At 59.1% G+C, this 17,294-nt stretch carries 14 protein-coding genes; 4 read left to right on the top strand and 10 right to left on the bottom strand.

Translation table 11 applies throughout. The features are described 5' to 3' along the window. Positions 1–2: 2 nt before the first annotated feature. Both X738_RS74275 and X738_RS74270 read right to left on the bottom strand, forming a co-directional pair. On the bottom strand, positions 3–1,067 hold the full coding sequence (locus tag X738_RS74275) for an ABC transporter permease (RefSeq protein ID WP_023802795.1): 1,065 nt from the start codon (positions 1,065–1,067) through the stop codon (positions 3–5). A gap of 158 nt (positions 1,068–1,225) precedes the next feature. Further along, complete coding sequence (locus tag X738_RS74270) at positions 1,226–2,203, bottom strand: sugar ABC transporter substrate-binding protein (RefSeq protein WP_245277815.1); 978 nt, start codon at positions 2,201–2,203, stop codon at positions 1,226–1,228. A gap of 268 nt (positions 2,204–2,471) precedes the next feature. On the opposite strand from X738_RS74270, the gene X738_RS74265 reads away from it, so the two are divergent. The 4 genes from X738_RS74265 (at position 2,472) to X738_RS74250 (ending at position 6,466) form a co-directional block, all read left to right on the top strand. Next, positions 2,472–3,698, top strand: coding sequence for an ROK family transcriptional regulator (locus X738_RS74265; protein WP_023802793.1), 1,227 nt, complete (start codon positions 2,472–2,474; stop codon positions 3,696–3,698). A 3-nt stretch (positions 3,699–3,701) separates the two neighbouring features. After that, positions 3,702–4,148, top strand: a complete 447-nt coding sequence (locus X738_RS74260; protein WP_023802792.1) for an RbsD/FucU family protein — start codon at positions 3,702–3,704, stop codon at positions 4,146–4,148. After that, the gene (locus X738_RS74255) at positions 4,145–5,068 is read left to right on the top strand and encodes a carbohydrate kinase family protein (protein ID WP_023802791.1); all 924 of its coding nucleotides are present in this window, start codon (positions 4,145–4,147) and stop codon (positions 5,066–5,068) included. The genes X738_RS74260 and X738_RS74255 overlap by 4 nt, the downstream gene beginning before the upstream one ends. A gap of 255 nt (positions 5,069–5,323) precedes the next feature. Continuing rightward, positions 5,324–6,466 carry a DegT/DnrJ/EryC1/StrS family aminotransferase gene (locus X738_RS74250; RefSeq protein ID WP_023802790.1) on the top strand — a complete coding sequence of 381 codons (1,143 nt, stop codon included), beginning with the start codon at positions 5,324–5,326 and terminating at the stop codon, positions 6,464–6,466. Between the two features lie 156 nt (positions 6,467–6,622). Here the strand turns inward: X738_RS74250 and cysQ are convergent, their stop codons facing one another. The 8 genes from cysQ to X738_RS74210 all read right to left on the bottom strand — a co-directional run bounded on the left by cysQ (position 6,623) and on the right by X738_RS74210 (position 16,990). Beyond that, the gene (gene cysQ, locus X738_RS74245) at positions 6,623–7,408 is read right to left on the bottom strand and encodes a 3'(2'),5'-bisphosphate nucleotidase CysQ (protein ID WP_023802789.1); all 786 of its coding nucleotides are present in this window, start codon (positions 7,406–7,408) and stop codon (positions 6,623–6,625) included. A gap of 10 nt (positions 7,409–7,418) precedes the next feature. Further along, positions 7,419–9,356, bottom strand: a complete 1,938-nt coding sequence (gene cysN, locus X738_RS74240; RefSeq protein WP_023802788.1) for a sulfate adenylyltransferase subunit CysN — start codon at positions 9,354–9,356, stop codon at positions 7,419–7,421. Positions 9,357–9,358: 2 nt separating this feature from the next. Next, positions 9,359–10,264, bottom strand: coding sequence for a sulfate adenylyltransferase subunit CysD (gene cysD, locus X738_RS74235; protein ID WP_023802787.1), 906 nt, complete (start codon positions 10,262–10,264; stop codon positions 9,359–9,361). A gap of 244 nt (positions 10,265–10,508) precedes the next feature. Continuing rightward, positions 10,509–11,828: an O-antigen ligase family protein gene (locus X738_RS74230; RefSeq protein WP_023802786.1), complete on the bottom strand. Its 1,320-nt coding sequence runs from the start codon at positions 11,826–11,828 to the stop codon at positions 10,509–10,511. Continuing rightward, complete coding sequence (locus X738_RS74225) at positions 11,825–13,084, bottom strand: tetratricopeptide repeat protein (RefSeq protein WP_036270281.1); 1,260 nt, start codon at positions 13,082–13,084, stop codon at positions 11,825–11,827. Before X738_RS74225 ends, X738_RS74230 begins: the two co-directional genes overlap by 4 nt. Further along, positions 12,972–15,350, bottom strand: a complete 2,379-nt coding sequence (locus X738_RS74220) for a GumC family protein (protein WP_023802784.1) — start codon at positions 15,348–15,350, stop codon at positions 12,972–12,974. Before X738_RS74220 ends, X738_RS74225 begins: the two co-directional genes overlap by 113 nt. 45 nt (positions 15,351–15,395) lie before the next feature. Beyond that, on the bottom strand, positions 15,396–16,181 hold the full coding sequence (locus tag X738_RS74215; protein WP_023802783.1) for a polysaccharide biosynthesis/export family protein: 786 nt from the start codon (positions 16,179–16,181) through the stop codon (positions 15,396–15,398). Beyond that, positions 16,181–16,990, bottom strand: a complete 810-nt coding sequence (locus tag X738_RS74210) for a tyrosine-protein phosphatase (protein WP_023802782.1) — start codon at positions 16,988–16,990, stop codon at positions 16,181–16,183. Before X738_RS74210 ends, X738_RS74215 begins: the two co-directional genes overlap by 1 nt. Positions 16,991–17,294: the final 304 nt, after the last annotated feature.

Raw genomic sequence — 17,294 nt, 5'->3', positions numbered from 1 at the left:
GGTTACACCGAAACCTTTCTGATCCACTGGTCGATCGCCACGGCGCCGATGATCAGCACACCGGTGAGCAGCACTTTCCATTGCGGATCGGCGCCCAGCATGTTGAGGCCCATCGAAACGACGCCGACGATCATCGCGCCGAACAGCGTGCCCAGAATAGAGCCGCGCCCGCCGAAGAGGGAAATGCCGCCGATCACCGTCGCGGTGATCGCCTGCAAATTGTAGTCGGTGACGGCAGCGGACGGCGAGATCGAGCCGTTGCGGCCGATGGAGACCCAGGCAGCGAAAGCGGCGATCAGCCCGGCAAGCGTGTAGACCGAGATCAGCACCTTCTTGGTCTGGATGCCCGACAGCTTCGCTGCCTCCGGATCGTCGCCGACAGCGTAGACATGACGGCCCCATGCCGTGTGATTGAGCACGTACCACAAGAACAGCACCAGCACGACCATGGCAATGACGCCGAACGTCAGCACCGCCGTGCCGACCTTGAAGTTCAGGCCAAACAGATGCAGCAGCGGGGCTTGGACATCGACGTCGGCGTCACGGATCGTCTCATTGGCCGAATAGATGAAGTTCGTGGCCATGACGATGTTCCAGGTGCCGAGCGTGACGATGAAGGGCGGCAGCTTCATGTAGGCGACCAGCAGCCCGTTGAGCAGCCCGCAGGCCGCGCCGGCGGCAAGCCCGATCACCACGGCAAGCAAGGTCGGCAGGCCATAGGTGACCGCGCAATTGCCCATGATCACGGCCGAAATCACCATGATCACGCCGATTGACAGGTCGATGCCGGCTGTCAGGATGACCAGCGTCTGCGCGGCGCCGAGAATACCGACGATGGCGATCTGCTGCAGGATCAGCGTCAGCGTGTAGGACGAAAAGAACCGTCCTCCGATCGTGACGCCAAAGACAGCGATCGACAGGACCAGCACGATCAGCGGCACCGCAGCCGGAGTGGAATGCAGGAAATGCTGGATGCGCTTGACGAGCGACGTGCCATGCTCGTCAAAAGCAGCAACGCTTGTCTCGCTGTTCGCGAGAGCCTTTTCGAATTCCTGAACCTGAGACATGTTTCCTCCCATGAGGCTTCAGCCACGCGCCGACGCCCGTCCAACCGTTCCCGATCTGCCGCCGGAATTGTTCGCGCTTGCGATTTCCGCATCGTCCACCCGAAGCGGCCGGGGATCAAGCCCCTGGCCGCTTCGGTCTGTTGCCTGTCAGACCGGCATCAGCCCCAGCACTTGGCGAGGCCTTCCTTGGTGTCGATGGACTTCACGCCCTCCGCGGGCTTGTCGGTCACGAGGTTGACGCCCGTGTCGAAGAAATCCTTGCCTTCGGTCGGCTTGGGCTTCGTGCCGTCCTTGGCGTAAGCGGCGATCGCTTCGATGCCGAGTGCCGCCATCTGCAGCGGATATTGCTGTGAGGTCGCACCGATCACGCCCTCGGCGACCGACTTCACGCCGGGGCAGCCGCCATCGACCGACACGATCAGCACATTGCCTTCGAGACCCACGGCCTTGAGCGCCTGGTAGGCGCCGACGGCTGCCGGCTCGTTGATGGTGTGGATCACGTTGATGCCGGGGTCCTTCTGGAGGAGGTTCTCCATCGCCTTGCGGCCACCTTCCTCGTTGCCGTTGGTAACGTCGTGGCCGACGATGCGCGGATCGTCCTCATCGCCGATCTTGTTGGGGTCCTTCACGTCGATGCCGTAGCCCATCATGAAGCCCTGGTCGCGCAGCACGTCGACCGTCGGCTGCGAGGGCGTCAGGTCGAGGAAGCCGATCCTGGCATCCTTCGCCTTGTCGCCGAGCGTCGCTGCGGCCCACGCGCCGATCAGCTTGCCGGCCTCCAGATTGTCGGTCGCAAAGGTCGCGTCGGCGGCGTCGAGCGGATCAAGCGGCGTGTCGAGCGCGATCACGAGCAGACCGGCGTCACGTGCCTTATTCACCGCCGGGACGATGCCCTTGGTGTCCGACGCGGTGATCAGGATGCCCTTGGCGCCGTCGGCGATGCAGCTTTCGATCGCCGCCACCTGGCTTTCGCTGTCGCCGTCGATCTTGCCGGCATAGGCTTTGAGTTCGACGCCGAGTTCCTTGGCCTTGGCGCTCGCGCCTTCCTTCATCTTGACGAAGAACGGGTTGGTGTCGGTCTTGGTGATCAGGCAGGCGCCGACATCGGCGGCGGACGCAGCCGAGGTGAACGCCATCAGGCCCAGTCCGGCCGCGGCAAAAACGGTGGATCTTAGCAGTGCTGTCTTGGTCACGATATTCCTCCCAGTGGAACCAGTTCGGATGCCGGCCAACCGGCATCGCATGAGCATCCAGCGACTTCTCCCAGCGTGGACGCTTGCCCCAAGAGAATACCAGACTGAGGGACCTGTCAATAATTAAATCACTCTTATTTATTATTGACAGCGTGGCGTCGGTCACTCATTCTGGCCAAAAGCATTAAGGGAAACGACGGGAGGAGAAGGGGTGGAGACCGGCATACCAAGGCACGGTTCGCCCGAGGCAGCCAAAAGCCGCATTCACCGCGGCACCAACCAGAGCGGCATGCGGGACCACAATGAGCGGCTGGTGCTGTCGCTGGTGCGTCAGCACGGCAGCCTGGCGAAGTCCGACATTGCGCGCATGACCGGACTTTCGGCCCAGACCGTTTCGGTCATCATGCGCGAGCTCGAGGAGGACAACCTTCTTGTCCGCCAGGCGCCGCTGCGCGGCAAGATCGGCCAACCTTCCATTCCGATGGCGCTCAATCCCGATGGCGCCTATTTCATCGGCCTGAAGATCGGCCGTCGTAGCGCCGAACTCGTTCTGATCGATTTTCTCGGCAATGTGCGTTCGATGCTGCAGCATTCCTACCGCTATCCGGCACCGCGCGAGACGGTCGAGTTCGTCACCTCCGGCATGAAGACGATGCGCGGCGAACTCACCCCGGCGCAGGACAAGCGCATTGCCGGCCTTGGGATCGCCATGCCGTTCGAATTGTGGAGCTGGGCCGATACGGCAGGCGCGCCGCGCGACGTCATGGACGAATGGCGCCACCGAGACATCCGCGCCGACATCCAGGCGCAGTGCGAATTCCCGGTCTACCTGCAAAATGACGCCACCTCTGCCTGCGGCGCCGAACTGGTGTTCGGCAAGGCGGGCACGGCACGCGACTTCGTCTATTTCTACATCGGCGCCTTTGCCGGCGGCGGCATCGTGCTGAACGGTCACCTTTTCGGCGGGCCGACCGGCAATGCCGGCGCGCTGGGTTCGATGCCGGTGCCTGGACCGGACGGCAAGCCGACCCAATTGATCGGCGTGGCGTCGATCGCCATGCTGGAAAAGGCACTCAACGCGCGCGGCGTCGAAGCCTCACATCTGTGGACGTCACCGGAGGATTGGGGCGAAATCGGCGTCGAGCTCGACGATTGGATCGCCTGCGCCTCGCAGGCGCTCGCCTATGCCATCGTGGCGGCGTCATCGGTTATCGATTTCGAGGCGGCGGTGATCGACGGATGGATGCCGAAGGCCGTGCGGCGCCGGCTCGTCGATGCCGTTATCGATGCTATCGGCAAGATCGACGGTGAAGGCCTGAAGCTTCCGGCCGTGCGCGAGGGGACTGTCGGCATTCATGCACGTGCCCTGGGCGGTGCCAGTCTGCCGCTTTCCGAGCGCTTCCTCATCGGCTCGACCACGATTTCCAGGAGTGCCTGAGCAATGCTGATCGGGATTCCGGTGCTGCTCGGTCCACAGCTGCTGGCGACGCTGCGTGCCATGGGGCATGGCGACGAGATCGCCCTTGTCGACGGAAACTACCCGGCGAAAGAGCAGGCGCACCGGCTCATCCGCGCCGACGGCCATCATCTCGTACCGATGCTCGACGCCATCCTCAGCGTATTGCCTGTCGACGACGCAGTGCCGGAGGCGCTGTTTCGCGCCTCGGTCAAAGGTGATCCACTGATTGCCGATCCCGTTCATCACGAGATGGAGGCGATCTGCGCCAGGCGTGCTCCGGGCCGCAAGGTGGTTGCGCTTGCCGGCGCCGACTTCTATCAACGGGTCCGTTCCGCGCACGCGATCGTCGCGACAAGCGAGCCGCGGCTCTACGCCAACATCATCATCCGCAAGGGTGTGATCTATCCGCCGGAGACCAGGAAACCATGATCCTCTGTTGCGGCGAAGCCCTGATCGACATGCTGCCACGCACCACGACTGAGGGCGAGCCGGCCTTTGCCCCCTATGTCGGCGGCGCGGTGTTCAACACGGCAATAGCGCTCGGCCGGCTGGGCGCGCCCGCCGGTTTCTTTTCCGGCCTGTCGACGGATCTGTTCGGCAGCCAGTTCAAGGACGCGCTGAGGGCAAGCCAAGTCAGTTCCACCTATGCGCACACATCGCCCCGGCCGACCACGCTCGCCTTCGTACGGCTGGACGACGGCCAGGCGACCTACACGTTCTACGACGAAAATACAGCCGGACGCATGCTGACCATCGACGACCTGCCGAAACTCGGCAGCGAGATCAAAGCCATGCTGTTCGGCGCCATCAGCCTGATCTCGGAGCCGGCCGGATCCGCATATGAGGAATTCATGCGGCGCGAGCACAGCCGCCGCGTCATGATGCTCGACCCCAACATTCGGCCAAACTTCATCCCGGACAAGGCCAGGCATCTCAGGCGCATCCGCTCGATGATGGCCATGGCCGACATCGTAAAACTGTCGGACGAGGACCTCAACTGGTTCGGCGAAGCCGGCTCGCATGAGGACGTCGTCCGCAACTGGCTGGGTCGCGGTCCGACGCTGATCGTCGTCACCCATGGCAGCGAAGGCGCCATCGGCTACACCAGGGATCACAAGGTCACGGTCGTGCCGGACAAGGTCGAGGTGGTCGATACGGTCGGCGCCGGCGACACGTTCAACGCCGGCATCCTGGCCTCGCTGCACGAGCAAGGCCTGCTGTCGAAGGAGGCGATCGCCAATCTGTCGGAAGACGCCATCCACCAGGCGCTGGCGCTTGGCGCCAAGGCTGCGGCGGTAACCGTGTCGCGCGCCGGCGCCAATCCGCCCTGGCGGCATGAAATCGCCTGATTGGACGGCGATGCGCTGAAGATGCGCTAAAACATCATCACTTTATGTTTCGCCCAGCCGAGCGCATGCGACACCAAGGCCGTGTCGTGCGCAACAAAGCCCCGGATTTCCGGCGTCTGATGGGAACCTGTCGGACTGAGAGGTAACAGGCTGCGACATTTCAGCAATTCGTCGATTGGTCCGTGCAGCTTTCTCGGCCGCGCCAACTCTGATACCAGCGGCCGGTTACCTGGCTAGTCCCGTTTTGAGGCCGACATGCAGTTCATCGATCTTGGCGCGCAGCGCGAACGAATCCGCGACAGGCTGAAAGCCGCCATCGACCGCGTCGTCGACGAGGGGCGCTATATTCTCGGACCTGAGGTAACCGAATTCGAAAATAAGCTCGCCGCCTATGTCGGCACCAAGCATGTCGTCGCCTGCGCCAACGGCACTGACGCACTGCTGCTGCCGCTGTTTGCGGCCGGCATCGGTCCAGGTGACGCGGTGTTCGTGCCGAGCTTCACCTTCGCCGCCACAGCGGAAGTGGTGGCGCTGGCCAAGGCCGAGCCGGTTTTTGTCGATGTCGATCCGCAGACCTACAATATCGACATCGCCAGTCTCGAGGCGGCCATTGTCATGATCAAGGCGGAAGGCCGGCTGAAGCCAAGGGCGATCATACCCGTCGACCTGTTCGGGCTCGCCGCCGATTACGAGGCGATCATGGCCATCGCCAACCGCGAAGGGCTGATGGTGATCGAAGATGCCGCCCAGGCGATCGGCGGCTCGAGCGACGGCAAGATGCTGGGTTCGTTCGGCGCGGTCGGCTCGACCAGCTTCTACCCGGCAAAACCGCTCGGCTGTTATGGCGACGGCGGCGCGATGTTCACCAATGACGATGCGCTGGCCGAACAGCTCCGCTCGTTCGCCTTCCACGGCAAGGGCGAAACCCAATACGACAATGTCCGCGTCGGCATCAATTCGCGGCTCGACACTCTGCAGGCGGCGATCCTGATCGAGAAGCTGGCCATTCTCGAAGACGAGATGGTTGCCCGGCAAGCGGTCGCCAATCGGTATGCCGAAGGCCTCGGCGATATCGTCAAGGCGGCGCGCAATCTGGACGGCGGCCGTTCGGCCTGGGCGCAATATGCCATCGAGACGCCGAAGCGCGACGGGCTGAAGGCGCATCTCGGGGAAAAAGGCATCCCGTCGGTGATCTATTATGTGAAGCCGCTGCACAGCCAGATCGCCTACCGCGACTATCCGCGCACGCCGACAGGTCTTGCCGTTTCTGAGGAGCTGCCGAAGCGTATCCTGTGCCTGCCCATGCATCCCTATCTGAGCGAGGCCGACCAGGACCGGATCATCGAGACCATTCGGAACTATATCGGCTCGAATTCGGCGCAAATCGCCGCCGCATAGGCGCGCACCCTTGAGGGGGAGATGGCCGGCAGGCCAGAGGGGGTCGCCACGCGTGAAGCGCCGACTTTCCCTCCCTCTTTCGTTTCCATATGCGCGCACCTGCTGAGGCGACCCCCTCTGTCGCCTTCGGCGACATCTCCCCCTCAAGGGGGGAGATTACTGGCCCGCAGCCTTGCCGCTGGCGATAAAATGCGGATTGGCGAAGTCCACGTCATCGCTCTGGTTGCGCTTGCCGTAGGCCAGCGGCTGACCATCGAGCGAGCGCGTCATCCCGCCTGCGGCGCGCAGCACCGCGTCACCCGCCGCGGTGTCCCATTCCATGGTGCGGCCGAAGCGCGGATAGACGTCGGCCTCGGCGCTGGCGACAAGACAGAATTTCAGCGACGAGCCGACCGAGACGATCTCGGCAGCGCCCACCGTGCGGATATAGGCTTCGGTCTCCGGCGTATTGTGGGACCGGCTGGCGACGACGGTCAGTGGCGCCACGCCCGTTCTGGCCGAAATCGGCCGACGGCCGATGATCTGGTAATCGCCATTGATATCGATTGCTTCCGCCCTGCCCGGCCGGCCGGAAAAGAAGCGTCCGGTGCATGGCGCAAAGACCACACCGATCTCCGGCACGCCGTGGCGAACGAGCGCGATGTTGACGGTGAAGTCGGTCCTGCGATTGACGAATTCCTTGGTTCCGTCGAGTGGATCCACCAGGAAGAAGGCGTCGTCGACATCGGGCGGCACGATGCCGGCCGATGCCTCTTCCTCAGCCACGCAAGGGATATCAGGGAACGCCGCGCGCAGCCCGGCGAGAATGATCTTTTCGCTCTCGCGATCGGCTTCGGTCACTGGTGAGCTGTCAGATTTCTGGTCGACCGCGCAGCCGGCATCAAAAACACGCATCACCTCTCGCCCCGCCGCCAGGGCAAGGCGCTCGAACACCCCGAGCATCGCTTCGTCGTCAGATACCGCCGCCGCTATCGTATTGGTTTTCGGCAATGTCGCGCTCGTTCAGCCAGAGTTCCAGGGCCTCTACCATCTCCTCGGCCGACTTGCCGAGTGTCTTGAGATGGATTTCGGGATTTTCCGGGGCTTCATACGGTGAATCGACGCCGGTGAAATTCTTGATTTCGCCATTCAATGCCCGCGCATAGAGGCCCTTCGGATCGCGTCTGGCGCATTCCTCAAAGGGAGTGTCGACAAACACCTCGACGAATTCACCGCTGGCCATCAATTCCCTGGCCATGCGCCTTTCGGCGCTGAATGGCGAAATGAAGGAAACAATGACGATCAGCCCGGCATCGGCCATCAGGCGCGCCACTTCGGCCACGCGGCGAATGTTTTCGACGCGGTCGGCGTCGGTGAAGCCAAGATCGCGATTGAGCCCGTGGCGGACATTATCGCCATCCAGGATGTAGGTGTGGCGGCCGGTGGCGAACAGCTTCTTCTCGAAAAGGTTGGCGATGGTCGACTTGCCCGACCCCGAGAGCCCGGTGAACCAGAACACGGCAGGCCGCTGGTTCTTCAGATCGGCGCGGCCATGCTTGCCGACATCGAGCGATTGCCAATGGATGTTTTCGGCGCGGCGCAGCGAATGCAGGATCATGCCGGCGCCGACCGTGGCGTTGGTGATGCGGTCGATCAGGATGAAGGCGCCGGTCGTGCGGTTTTCAGCGAAAGTATCGAAGGCGATCGGCGCCCGCGTCGAGATGTTGCAAATGCCGACCTCGTTCATTTCCAACGACTTGGCCGCCTCATGGGCAAAATCGTTGACGTTGACGCGGTATTTCAGGTCGGTGACGGTAGCGCTGGTCTGATCGGTCTCGGTCCGCAGGATATAGGAGCGGCCCGGCAGCAGCGCGTGCTCGTCGAACCAGACGATGTTGGCGGCGAACTGGTCGGCGACCAGCGGCCGCGCCGCCGGCGACACCAGCATGTTGCCGCGCGAGACCTCGACCTCGTCGTCGAGAACAAGGGTGATGGCCTGGCCGGCCACCGCCTGGCTCAGATCCCCGCCATGCGAGACTATGCGCCTGACATGAGCGGACTTGCCGGATTTGGCGACAACGACCTCGTCGCCTGGTGAGATGGAGCCGGACGCAATCGTGCCGGCAAAACCGCGAAAATCGAGATTGGGGCGGTTCACATACTGCACCGGAAAACGGAACGGCAGTTCGACAACGGCTTCATCGACTGACACGGCTTCCAGATGTTCGATCAGCGTCGGGCCGGAATACCACGTCGTCTTATCCGAGCGGCTGGTGACGTTGTCGCCGTAACGGGCAGACATCGGGATGGGCACGATCGTCTCGAAGCCAAGCTTGTGCGAAAATTCCCGATAATCCTCAATGATCCGTTCGAACACCGCCTTGTCGAAGCCGACGAGATCGATCTTGTTGACGGCGAGCACAATGTGCCGGATGCCGAGCAGCGAAGCAATGATCGAGTGGCGCCTTGTCTGGCGCAGCACGCCCTGCCGGGCGTCGATCAGCACAATGGCCAGATCGGCAGTCGACGCGCCCGTCGCCATGTTGCGCGTGTATTGTTCGTGGCCGGGTGTGTCGGCAACGATGAATTTGCGTTTTGGCGTGGCGAAAAAGCGATAGGCGACATCGATGGTGATGCCCTGCTCGCGCTCGGCCTCGAGGCCATCGACCAGCAGCGCGAAGTCGACGTCGTCGCCCGTCGTCCCGTGCTTGCGCGAATCACGCTCGAGCGCAGCAAGCTGGTCCTCGAAAATCTGCTTGGTGTCCGAAAGCAGGCGCCCGATCAACGTCGACTTGCCGTCGTCGACGGAACCGCAGGTCAGGAAGCGCAGCAGCGATTTTTGTTCCTGCACCGCCAGATAGTCGCGAATGCCGTCGGTGGGGGCGAGGCTCTCGGCCGTGATGTGGCGCATGCTCAGAAATACCCCTCGCGCTTCTTCTTTTCCATCGACCCGGCCTCATCACGGTCGATCAGGCGGCCCTGCCGTTCTGAGGTGCGCGCCGTGAGCATTTCACCAACAATGGCCTCCAGCGTGTCGGCGGCCGATTCGATCGCGCCGGTCAGCGGATAGCAGCCGAGCGTGCGGAACCGCACCAGCCGGTTCTCCACCGTCTCGCCGGGACGCAACTGCATGCGGTCGTCGTCCCTCAGAATGAGCATGCCGTCACGTTCGACGACCGGCCGCTCCTTTGCGAAATAGAGCGGCACGATTGGGATGTCTTCCTGGAGAATGTACTGCCAGATGTCGAGTTCAGTCCAGTTCGACAACGGAAAGACCCGGATCGATTCACCGGTCGCGACGCGGGTGTTGAATATCTTCCACATCTCCGGCCGCTGGTTCTTCGGATCCCAGACGTGCTGGGCATTGCGGAAAGAGAAGATCCGCTCCTTGGCGCGCGATTTCTCCTCGTCGCGCCGCGCCCCACCGAAGGCTGCATCGAAGCCGTATTTGTCCAGCGCCTGGCGCAGCGCCACGGTCTTCATCACATGCGTATGGGTGTTGGAGCCATGGTCGAAGGGATTGATATTATCGCGCACACCATCGCCGTTGACATGGACCAGGAGATCGAAGCCGAGCTTTTGCGCCATCTGATCGCGAAAGGCGATCATCTCGCGGAATTTCCAGGTCGTGTCGACGTGGAGAAAGGGAAAGGGCGGCTTGGCCGGATAAAACGCCTTCATCGCAAGGTGCATCAGCACGGAGGAATCCTTGCCAACCGAATAGAGCATGACCGGCTTGGCGAAGGTCGCCGCAACCTCGCGAAAGATGTGAATGGATTCGGCTTCAAGCCGCTTCAGATGCGTAAGCGCGATGTTCATGGACTTTAAGCGTTCTCTCGTGCCGCCCAGGTCTTGCATCGACGCATCAGGCGCAATTTTCAGCGGCCCGGCCCAAGCTTCACTTCTGGACGATGTTCTTTTCGTGCAGGCGTTCTAGCAGATCGCCATTATCTATAACAATGCAAGACAGGCCTGCGCTGGAATGGTTCGAGAAAGAATTTTCCACGCAGGCACCAGAACCCGGAAATTCCTGCCCAGATCGCAGAGCCGTCGCCAGCAGGCGCTAGGACGGCGTTCCAATGGGGACAAGTAATTTTTCACCGTTGTGGTCGATCTCGATCAATTCACTCTTCTGGGCCGAACGGGCTGCAAATCCTTTGTGGAAGATAATGGCATTCATAAAGGCAAACGTCATTGCAAGCGCCTCGGTCCGTAAGGGATAATCGACGAGTGAATGAATGAGAAGAAACGACACCGAGAGAAACGCCGCCTTTTGAAGGGGATCGCGACGAACTCTAGTAAGCGCCATAAGAAGCATCACGAAATAAAGCGTCATCAATAGAACAGCAAGAACTCCGCCTTCGAAAGCTATTTCGAGATACTCATTGTGAACATGATTTACGTACTTCTCAAAAATCATCCCTTCTTTTTCGTATATCTGGTAGGCTTTTTGAAAATTCCCAAACCCAACGCCCGTCGCCCAATTCTCTTTGATCCCCTCGATGGTGGTGCGAGCGAACTCTCCTCGCCCGAAATCACGATCAATAGCTTCGGCCTCGACCTTCGTCCATGCGCCTATCGTAAACACTGAAAGTGCTATGAAAACGGCAAGGATGCCAATCCCACTCACCCTGGAACGCGTTGAAAGAAAGATTATGGATAGTACGGTAGTCGCCAGACCGATCAGAACGCCGGCACGCGAACCGACGGCCAAAAGGAGCAGCAAAAGTGTGACCAGCCCGAGCGATCCGGACAACAGATGCCCGCGAAACAGTCCATGATAAACGACGAAGGGAATAGATACAAAAAGCAATGCCGCAAAGTGATTCTCGTTGGCAAAAAGCCCGGCGTTTATCGTGAAAGGCAACAATCCCTCGATGGCGATGTCATCCGAAAGCGAATATTGAATCGCGCCTGCCAAGCCGTTGCAGATAACACCCATAAAAAAGAACGGCAGAAGGGCCTGGACCTGCGCGACACGCAAACGCAATACGCTCAAAAAAAACGCCGTCAACGCCACCAGATACAACAGACATTCGATCGTCCGTCCAACGCCGACACTGACAAAACGAAATCGGGTTTCTCCAACCAGCTCGGAATCTGCGAGCAACAGCTCCGGACGCAATCCGCTGAATGTCGCCGCAGGCAGCGGAACGATTTGCAATACCACCAGCGCCACAGCGAAGATAAGCAGCCACAGAACAGAATGGGGGATTCTTTGGCCAGAGGCCTGCGAAAAGACCGCCGCTGCCGAGACAATTGCCGCAACCTCAATCAGCGTATCCGTGTAAAGCCCGCTCGCAGTGCCACCGCCGATCAGCAGCGATACAAACAGAATCGAGCCGAGGAGATACTTATCCCATTCCGATGGCCGGTCGCTCAAGATGAAAGTCTCTCGATGGACAGCTTGTGCATTACCAACGTGCCGACGTAGCGAAAGCGCCAGCTCTCGGCAATGGCGGCAGTCTCCAGCCTCAATAATTGCATGGGGCACCCGGCCGATTCCACCGAAAACTCCTGACCGAGCGCTTGGCGATTGTATGTACCCTCCGGAATATTGAACCGCGCTGTTTCGCTGTCTGCACCCACGCACCAGATCGACCAGAACAATTCCTTTGGAAGCTTCAGGTTTCTTGCAGAAGCAAGCAAGGAAATCTTGTACGAACCAGGAGGCAATTCAATATACTGCGAAAGCGCTGCATGCTTAACCGGCGTATTCAAGAACCGCACCGTCGCCCCACCCTCGCCTTCGACGGAATCGGTCGATGTTGAAAACGCAATTTCCAGGCCCGACTGATCGTGGACTTGCCAATCGAAAGGCTTGCCGCTCCGCACCGGTTCAAAGGTACTGTTGAAAATATACCCGCCCAATTTCCGTTCCTGATCTGACAGACTGAAAAGGAACAACCGATACGCCCGTTCATATTCCTTTTGACCAATGTAGCCTTTGATCACAGCAGAGACTTCGTTCGAGTTTGGTGGCGCATTCGACCCAGTCAAATCGAGCTGCAGCCGATTTGCGAAATCAAGCCCGGCGGGGGTTTTGCCCAGCGCGACCAACAGATCGGCCCTCCAGGGCGCCGCGGCCCTGATGGCTGCCAGCACAGCCTGATATCCATCGGGGTTCGAGAGGATTGTCGGCAGCCCCTCGGCGATCGCCGGAAATTGATTTGGCCATCGCCGCAGCAGGATATCGATCTCGCCGACGGCCCCAGACAAATCGCCTGTTTCGATCGAGCGACCTATTGACCTCTGGAGCGCGTGGATTTCTGTCTTGGATAATTTTCGGGCTTGGTCGAAAAATTCATAGGCCCGGTCTTTTTCACCCTTTCGGTACTTGATCTCGCCGATCAGGCTATAGAGACGCGCGTCCGCAAGGTCAAAGCGAAGCGCGCTTTCGATCTCGGCAAGCATTGCGTCGAGATCAGGAGTGTTGCTCGCATCGTTCAGGTCGTTGGTAATCTCGCCTATCAAAGCATTGACGTTCAACGGATCCAGCGCGAGGGAAACGGTTGGCGTTTCAGTTTCAAGAAACCGACTTAGCCCGATCGATGAAGCCGCCAACGCTAGAACGGATGCGACGAACCAAACGCCTGAACGCCGGAGATTTCGCATAAGCGGGCTGGTCTGCTCCATCATCGACTTTGCCCTCAATTTTCGGGGTGCTCGTGCCGTAGTCGTAATACTGGTAGTTCATATATTTGTAGGCGTAGTTGTAGTCGAACTTGTTCACTGCAAACTTCGACATCGCGGCACCGACCACGTTCGCGCCGGCAGCTCGCAGGCGCTTCAACGCTGTCTTCGCCGACTTGCGCGTGACCTGATTGGTAGAAATGACCATCAATGTGCCCTCGGCAAGCCGGCTGAGTATGGGCGCATCTGAAAGGCCGACGACCGGCGGGGCATCGATTATGACAAGATCGAAGCGCTTGCCGAGATTGGTGACGATCAGCGCCATTTTTGGCGAAGAGAGAAGATCCGCAGGGTTCGGCGGGATCGTTCCGGAAGTCAGAACGGTCACATTAGGATATTTCGTCGCCCTGAAAATGCTGGCCAGATCCTCCTTGCGAACGGTGTTCGTCAGCAGATTGCTCAGCCCAATGGTGTTGTCGAGACCAAACAGCCGATGAAGGTTGGGCTTCCGAAGATCGCCGTCGACGATCAGAACCCTGGCGCCGAGCGCTGCAAAATCCTGTCCGAGCTTGAACGAGGTGGTCGACTTGCCTTCTGACGGCTCCGCACTCGTTACCAGCAACGATCGCGGCGCGCCCTCAGCGCCGGAGAATTGCAACGAGGTTCGAAGCGAACGGTAGGCTTCGGACAGTCCTGATTTCTGATCGGTGACGCTGGCTATGAGTTCCCTATCATCGACTAGCGGCAAGATGCCGAGCATCGCCAATCCCAATTCCTTTTCGATCTGCTCAGGATTGGTGAAGGTGTTGTTCAGTAGCTCAATAATGTAAATAATCGCCGCACTCAAAGCCGTAAAAAGAGCCAGTGCCAGTGCAAGATTTTTTGACAGGCTCGGAGAATAGGGTGAAGTCGGCTGTGCGGCGAAGTCAACGATTGCTGCACTCTGTGTCTTGAGTTCAGAGCTCACCCCGACCTCATTGAGCTTGGAGATCAAGCTGTCATACTGGGACCGGTTTGAATCAACCTCCCGTTTTAGGATCGTATATTTGATATTTTTGTCGTTGAAGATGACCTGCTGCTTTTCCAACTCGGCTAGTTTGAATTTAAGGTCTATCTCTTTGTTCTGCGCCTCCTGGTATTTCAACCTCAGTGAATCCGTTATAGCCAGAACACCATTATTATACAGCCGTTGCAACTCCTTGATCTGCGACTGGAGCTGCCGCATCTCCGGAAAACCAGGCTTCAATATACCCAATTTCTGCTGATACTGGCTGGTCAAATCTGCCAGCTTCTCGCTGAGCTTCTGCAGACCCTCGCTTTCCAGGACTGGGCCGAGGCTCGACCCGCGACCTTTGTCTATCTGGTCCACCACCCGTCCGGCATCGAGACGATCCTGGATTGCCGTTGCGAGGGCAGTATTCAGGGCCTCGATGTTCGATCCTATCAGCGATTTGGCGTCACCGGTTACTGTAATGCCCGCATCTTTGGCATAAGCAACCAGTTCCTCTTCGGATTTCTGGAGCCTTTGCTTTACCTGCAGAACCTGTTCCTGGATGAACTGCCGTGCCAGGTCTGAGGTTTCGCTGGTCTGATCGACGCGTTGATCGATAAAGCTTTGTGCGACCTGATTCGCTATGTCACTTGCATATTTCGGGTTCTGGTCGGCAAACGCAATCGACAGCAAGCTTGTGTTGGTGACATTAGTGACCGTGAGGTCATTCATAACGCGACCGATCGCAATCTTCTCACGTTGCTCTGGGGTTTTCTCTTCTATGGAAGGCGATTTTGATATTCCGAACGCACGATAGAAAATATTGCTAAGCGAGAAATTCGGAGTCGGAAACAGGAAATCCGGCTTTTCACTAAGCCCCAACTGGAACACGACCCGTTGTGCCAACGCACGACTTCTGAGTTTTTCCCGGGCGGTCAGAAAGGCGCGTACGTCAGCATTTTCAGAAACCACTTCGATGTCTTGAAAGACCTTGGCTGATGGAACCAGTACTTCCAACTGCGTTGTTGCACGATATTTTGGGGTCTGCATCATCGTAACAACGGTGCCGGCCACAAGTCCGGCCACCGCTAACATGACGATCAGCCACCGATACTGGACAACGTAGAAGAGTAGCTTAAGTGGATTGAACCGCTCATCCTGCTCGGAGGAATCGCGTCCATACGGGCTATAGTTTTGCGCACCGTCATAATACAGTTCGGCGGATAAGGCCTGGCCATGCGCTGGGCCCGCGATTTGATGCTGTCTGTTACGATCGAGCATGGTGCGAGGTAATCCTAGGTTTATCTGGCCGGCTGCGATTTACCGTCACGGGATCACCGCAATACGGGCTGCACTCGAGGCGACGCCGAGGGCGTCCTTGAGGTTGTTCAGCGCAATTTTCGACTTCGAGGCGAAGACGACAATCTTGTCGCCACCATAGATACGTGGATTGCGGCTCTTGCCAGCACGAATTTCTTCCACATTGTAATTTGCGACCAATGTGTTCGGGCCGATATTGCGGTAAACAAAGACCTTTTTTGCGTCTCCAACGGCATTGAACCCTCCTGCAAGGGCGATCGCATCGATAAGAGAAGAATTGCTCGACACCGGAAAAATACCGGCCCTGGTGACTTCGCCGTCGACGGTAATACGCTGTCCGATCGATTCCTTAATGTAGACCGACACATCGGGCGACTGGAGATAGTTGGCGCCGTAGGCGGTTTCGATTTCCTGCTCCAGCTGACGGACGGTCTTCCCTGCCGCGGTGACGGTTCCGATAAGTGGAAGCGAAATTTGCCCGCCGGCGTCGACTTGAACGGTTCTGTTCAGATTGTCGACCTGGAACACATTCACCTCGAGCACATCGTTAGGCGACAAGGGCTGCTCGTTGCCGTTCTGGCTGTTTTGCGGCGCAGGCAGTTCCTTTACGACCTGCAGGGCGCCGCCGCCGGAGAGCGGCGCCGACGATGACGTCAGTTGCAGCGCATCAACCGATGTTGGCGAAGACGATGATGTGGTCGATGAGGTGCTCGTGCAGGCAGACATCGAGAGCGACGCGAGCAACGCACATATCGCGCCCGCATAATTTTTTGCGAAATGAAACCGGCCCATTACGCTGCCCCACCCTTCAACATGCGCCCTAATGCTGCAAAGCGACCGACGGTGCCGGGGCTTGACTTCTTCGAGCGTGCCTTTCCGACCGGCTCGAGGGGCCGGTTTGCCAATATTTCGCCTGGACGTTTCAACACCATATTGCGGGCCTCATCTTCCCCACATCGCTTCGCGGCAACGGCAACCGCCTGCGAAAGCCCAGGGCGCCGGCGGGTGGCGCCATGGGTGTCCGAAGCGATAATATCTACTCTACCCTCGTCAATAAGCTTTTCCGAATAGTAAAGCGCCGTGCGTCCAAAAGCACCGACAATCGAGTCTGCGGTAAGTTGAATTAGGCAACCCACTGCATTCAATTTCTCGACAATGTCGTAATTTGCCTTGATCCATGTCAGCCGCTCAGGATGGGTAAGAATCGGAACGAACCCGGCGTTTATGAGGCGCAGAGCGAAATCTTCCAGCCTCGGCGGCAAGACGTGATGCGGCGGCTCCAACAAAAAATAGCGAGATCTGTTCAAGGTCGGCACGCTGCCCAGCTCCAATTGCTCCGGCAGATCGGGCGCTATATGCACGTCGGCGCCAACGTAAAGAGCAAGCGGTATTGCGGCGCGGCGCAGCGCCTGTTCCAACTCTTGAACCGCGAGGGCAATATTTGCCGATCCGTTTTCGTACATGCCTGGCACGATATGCGGCGTACACGCCATATGGGTCGTTCCGTCGGCCACCGCCAGCCGTGCCATTTCCAGCGATTCAGCAAGGCTGGGCGAGCCGTCGTCAAGACCGGGCAAGATATGGGAATGCAGGTCGATCATAGGTGGCCGCGCTGAAGCAAACTGACGACTTCTCCCGAATAAAAGGTAAATGCGCCACCCGCACGATAGCGAATGACGCATTCGTCAAGTCCATGCAATGCGGTAGATGCCAAATTCAAGCTATTCGCTGACAGCGAGCAAGCCAATGACCAGCGTTGCCGCGCCACCCGTCACGGTGCCCCCGGGTCGGGCGAGTCGAATTCGCTCAAGACGAAGCGCAATCAGCTTCAACTCAAGTGATAGAGTGGTACGGTTGACGAATTCCATTAATATCCCGACTCCATCCGCCGCGCCAACATAGCAG

This window comes from Mesorhizobium sp. L48C026A00 (assembly GCF_000502375.1).
Classification (GTDB): Bacteria; Pseudomonadota; Alphaproteobacteria; order Rhizobiales; family Rhizobiaceae; genus Mesorhizobium; species Mesorhizobium muleiense.
Note: the sequence above shows the minus strand (reverse complement) of the source record. Positions and strands in the feature narration are given on the sequence as shown.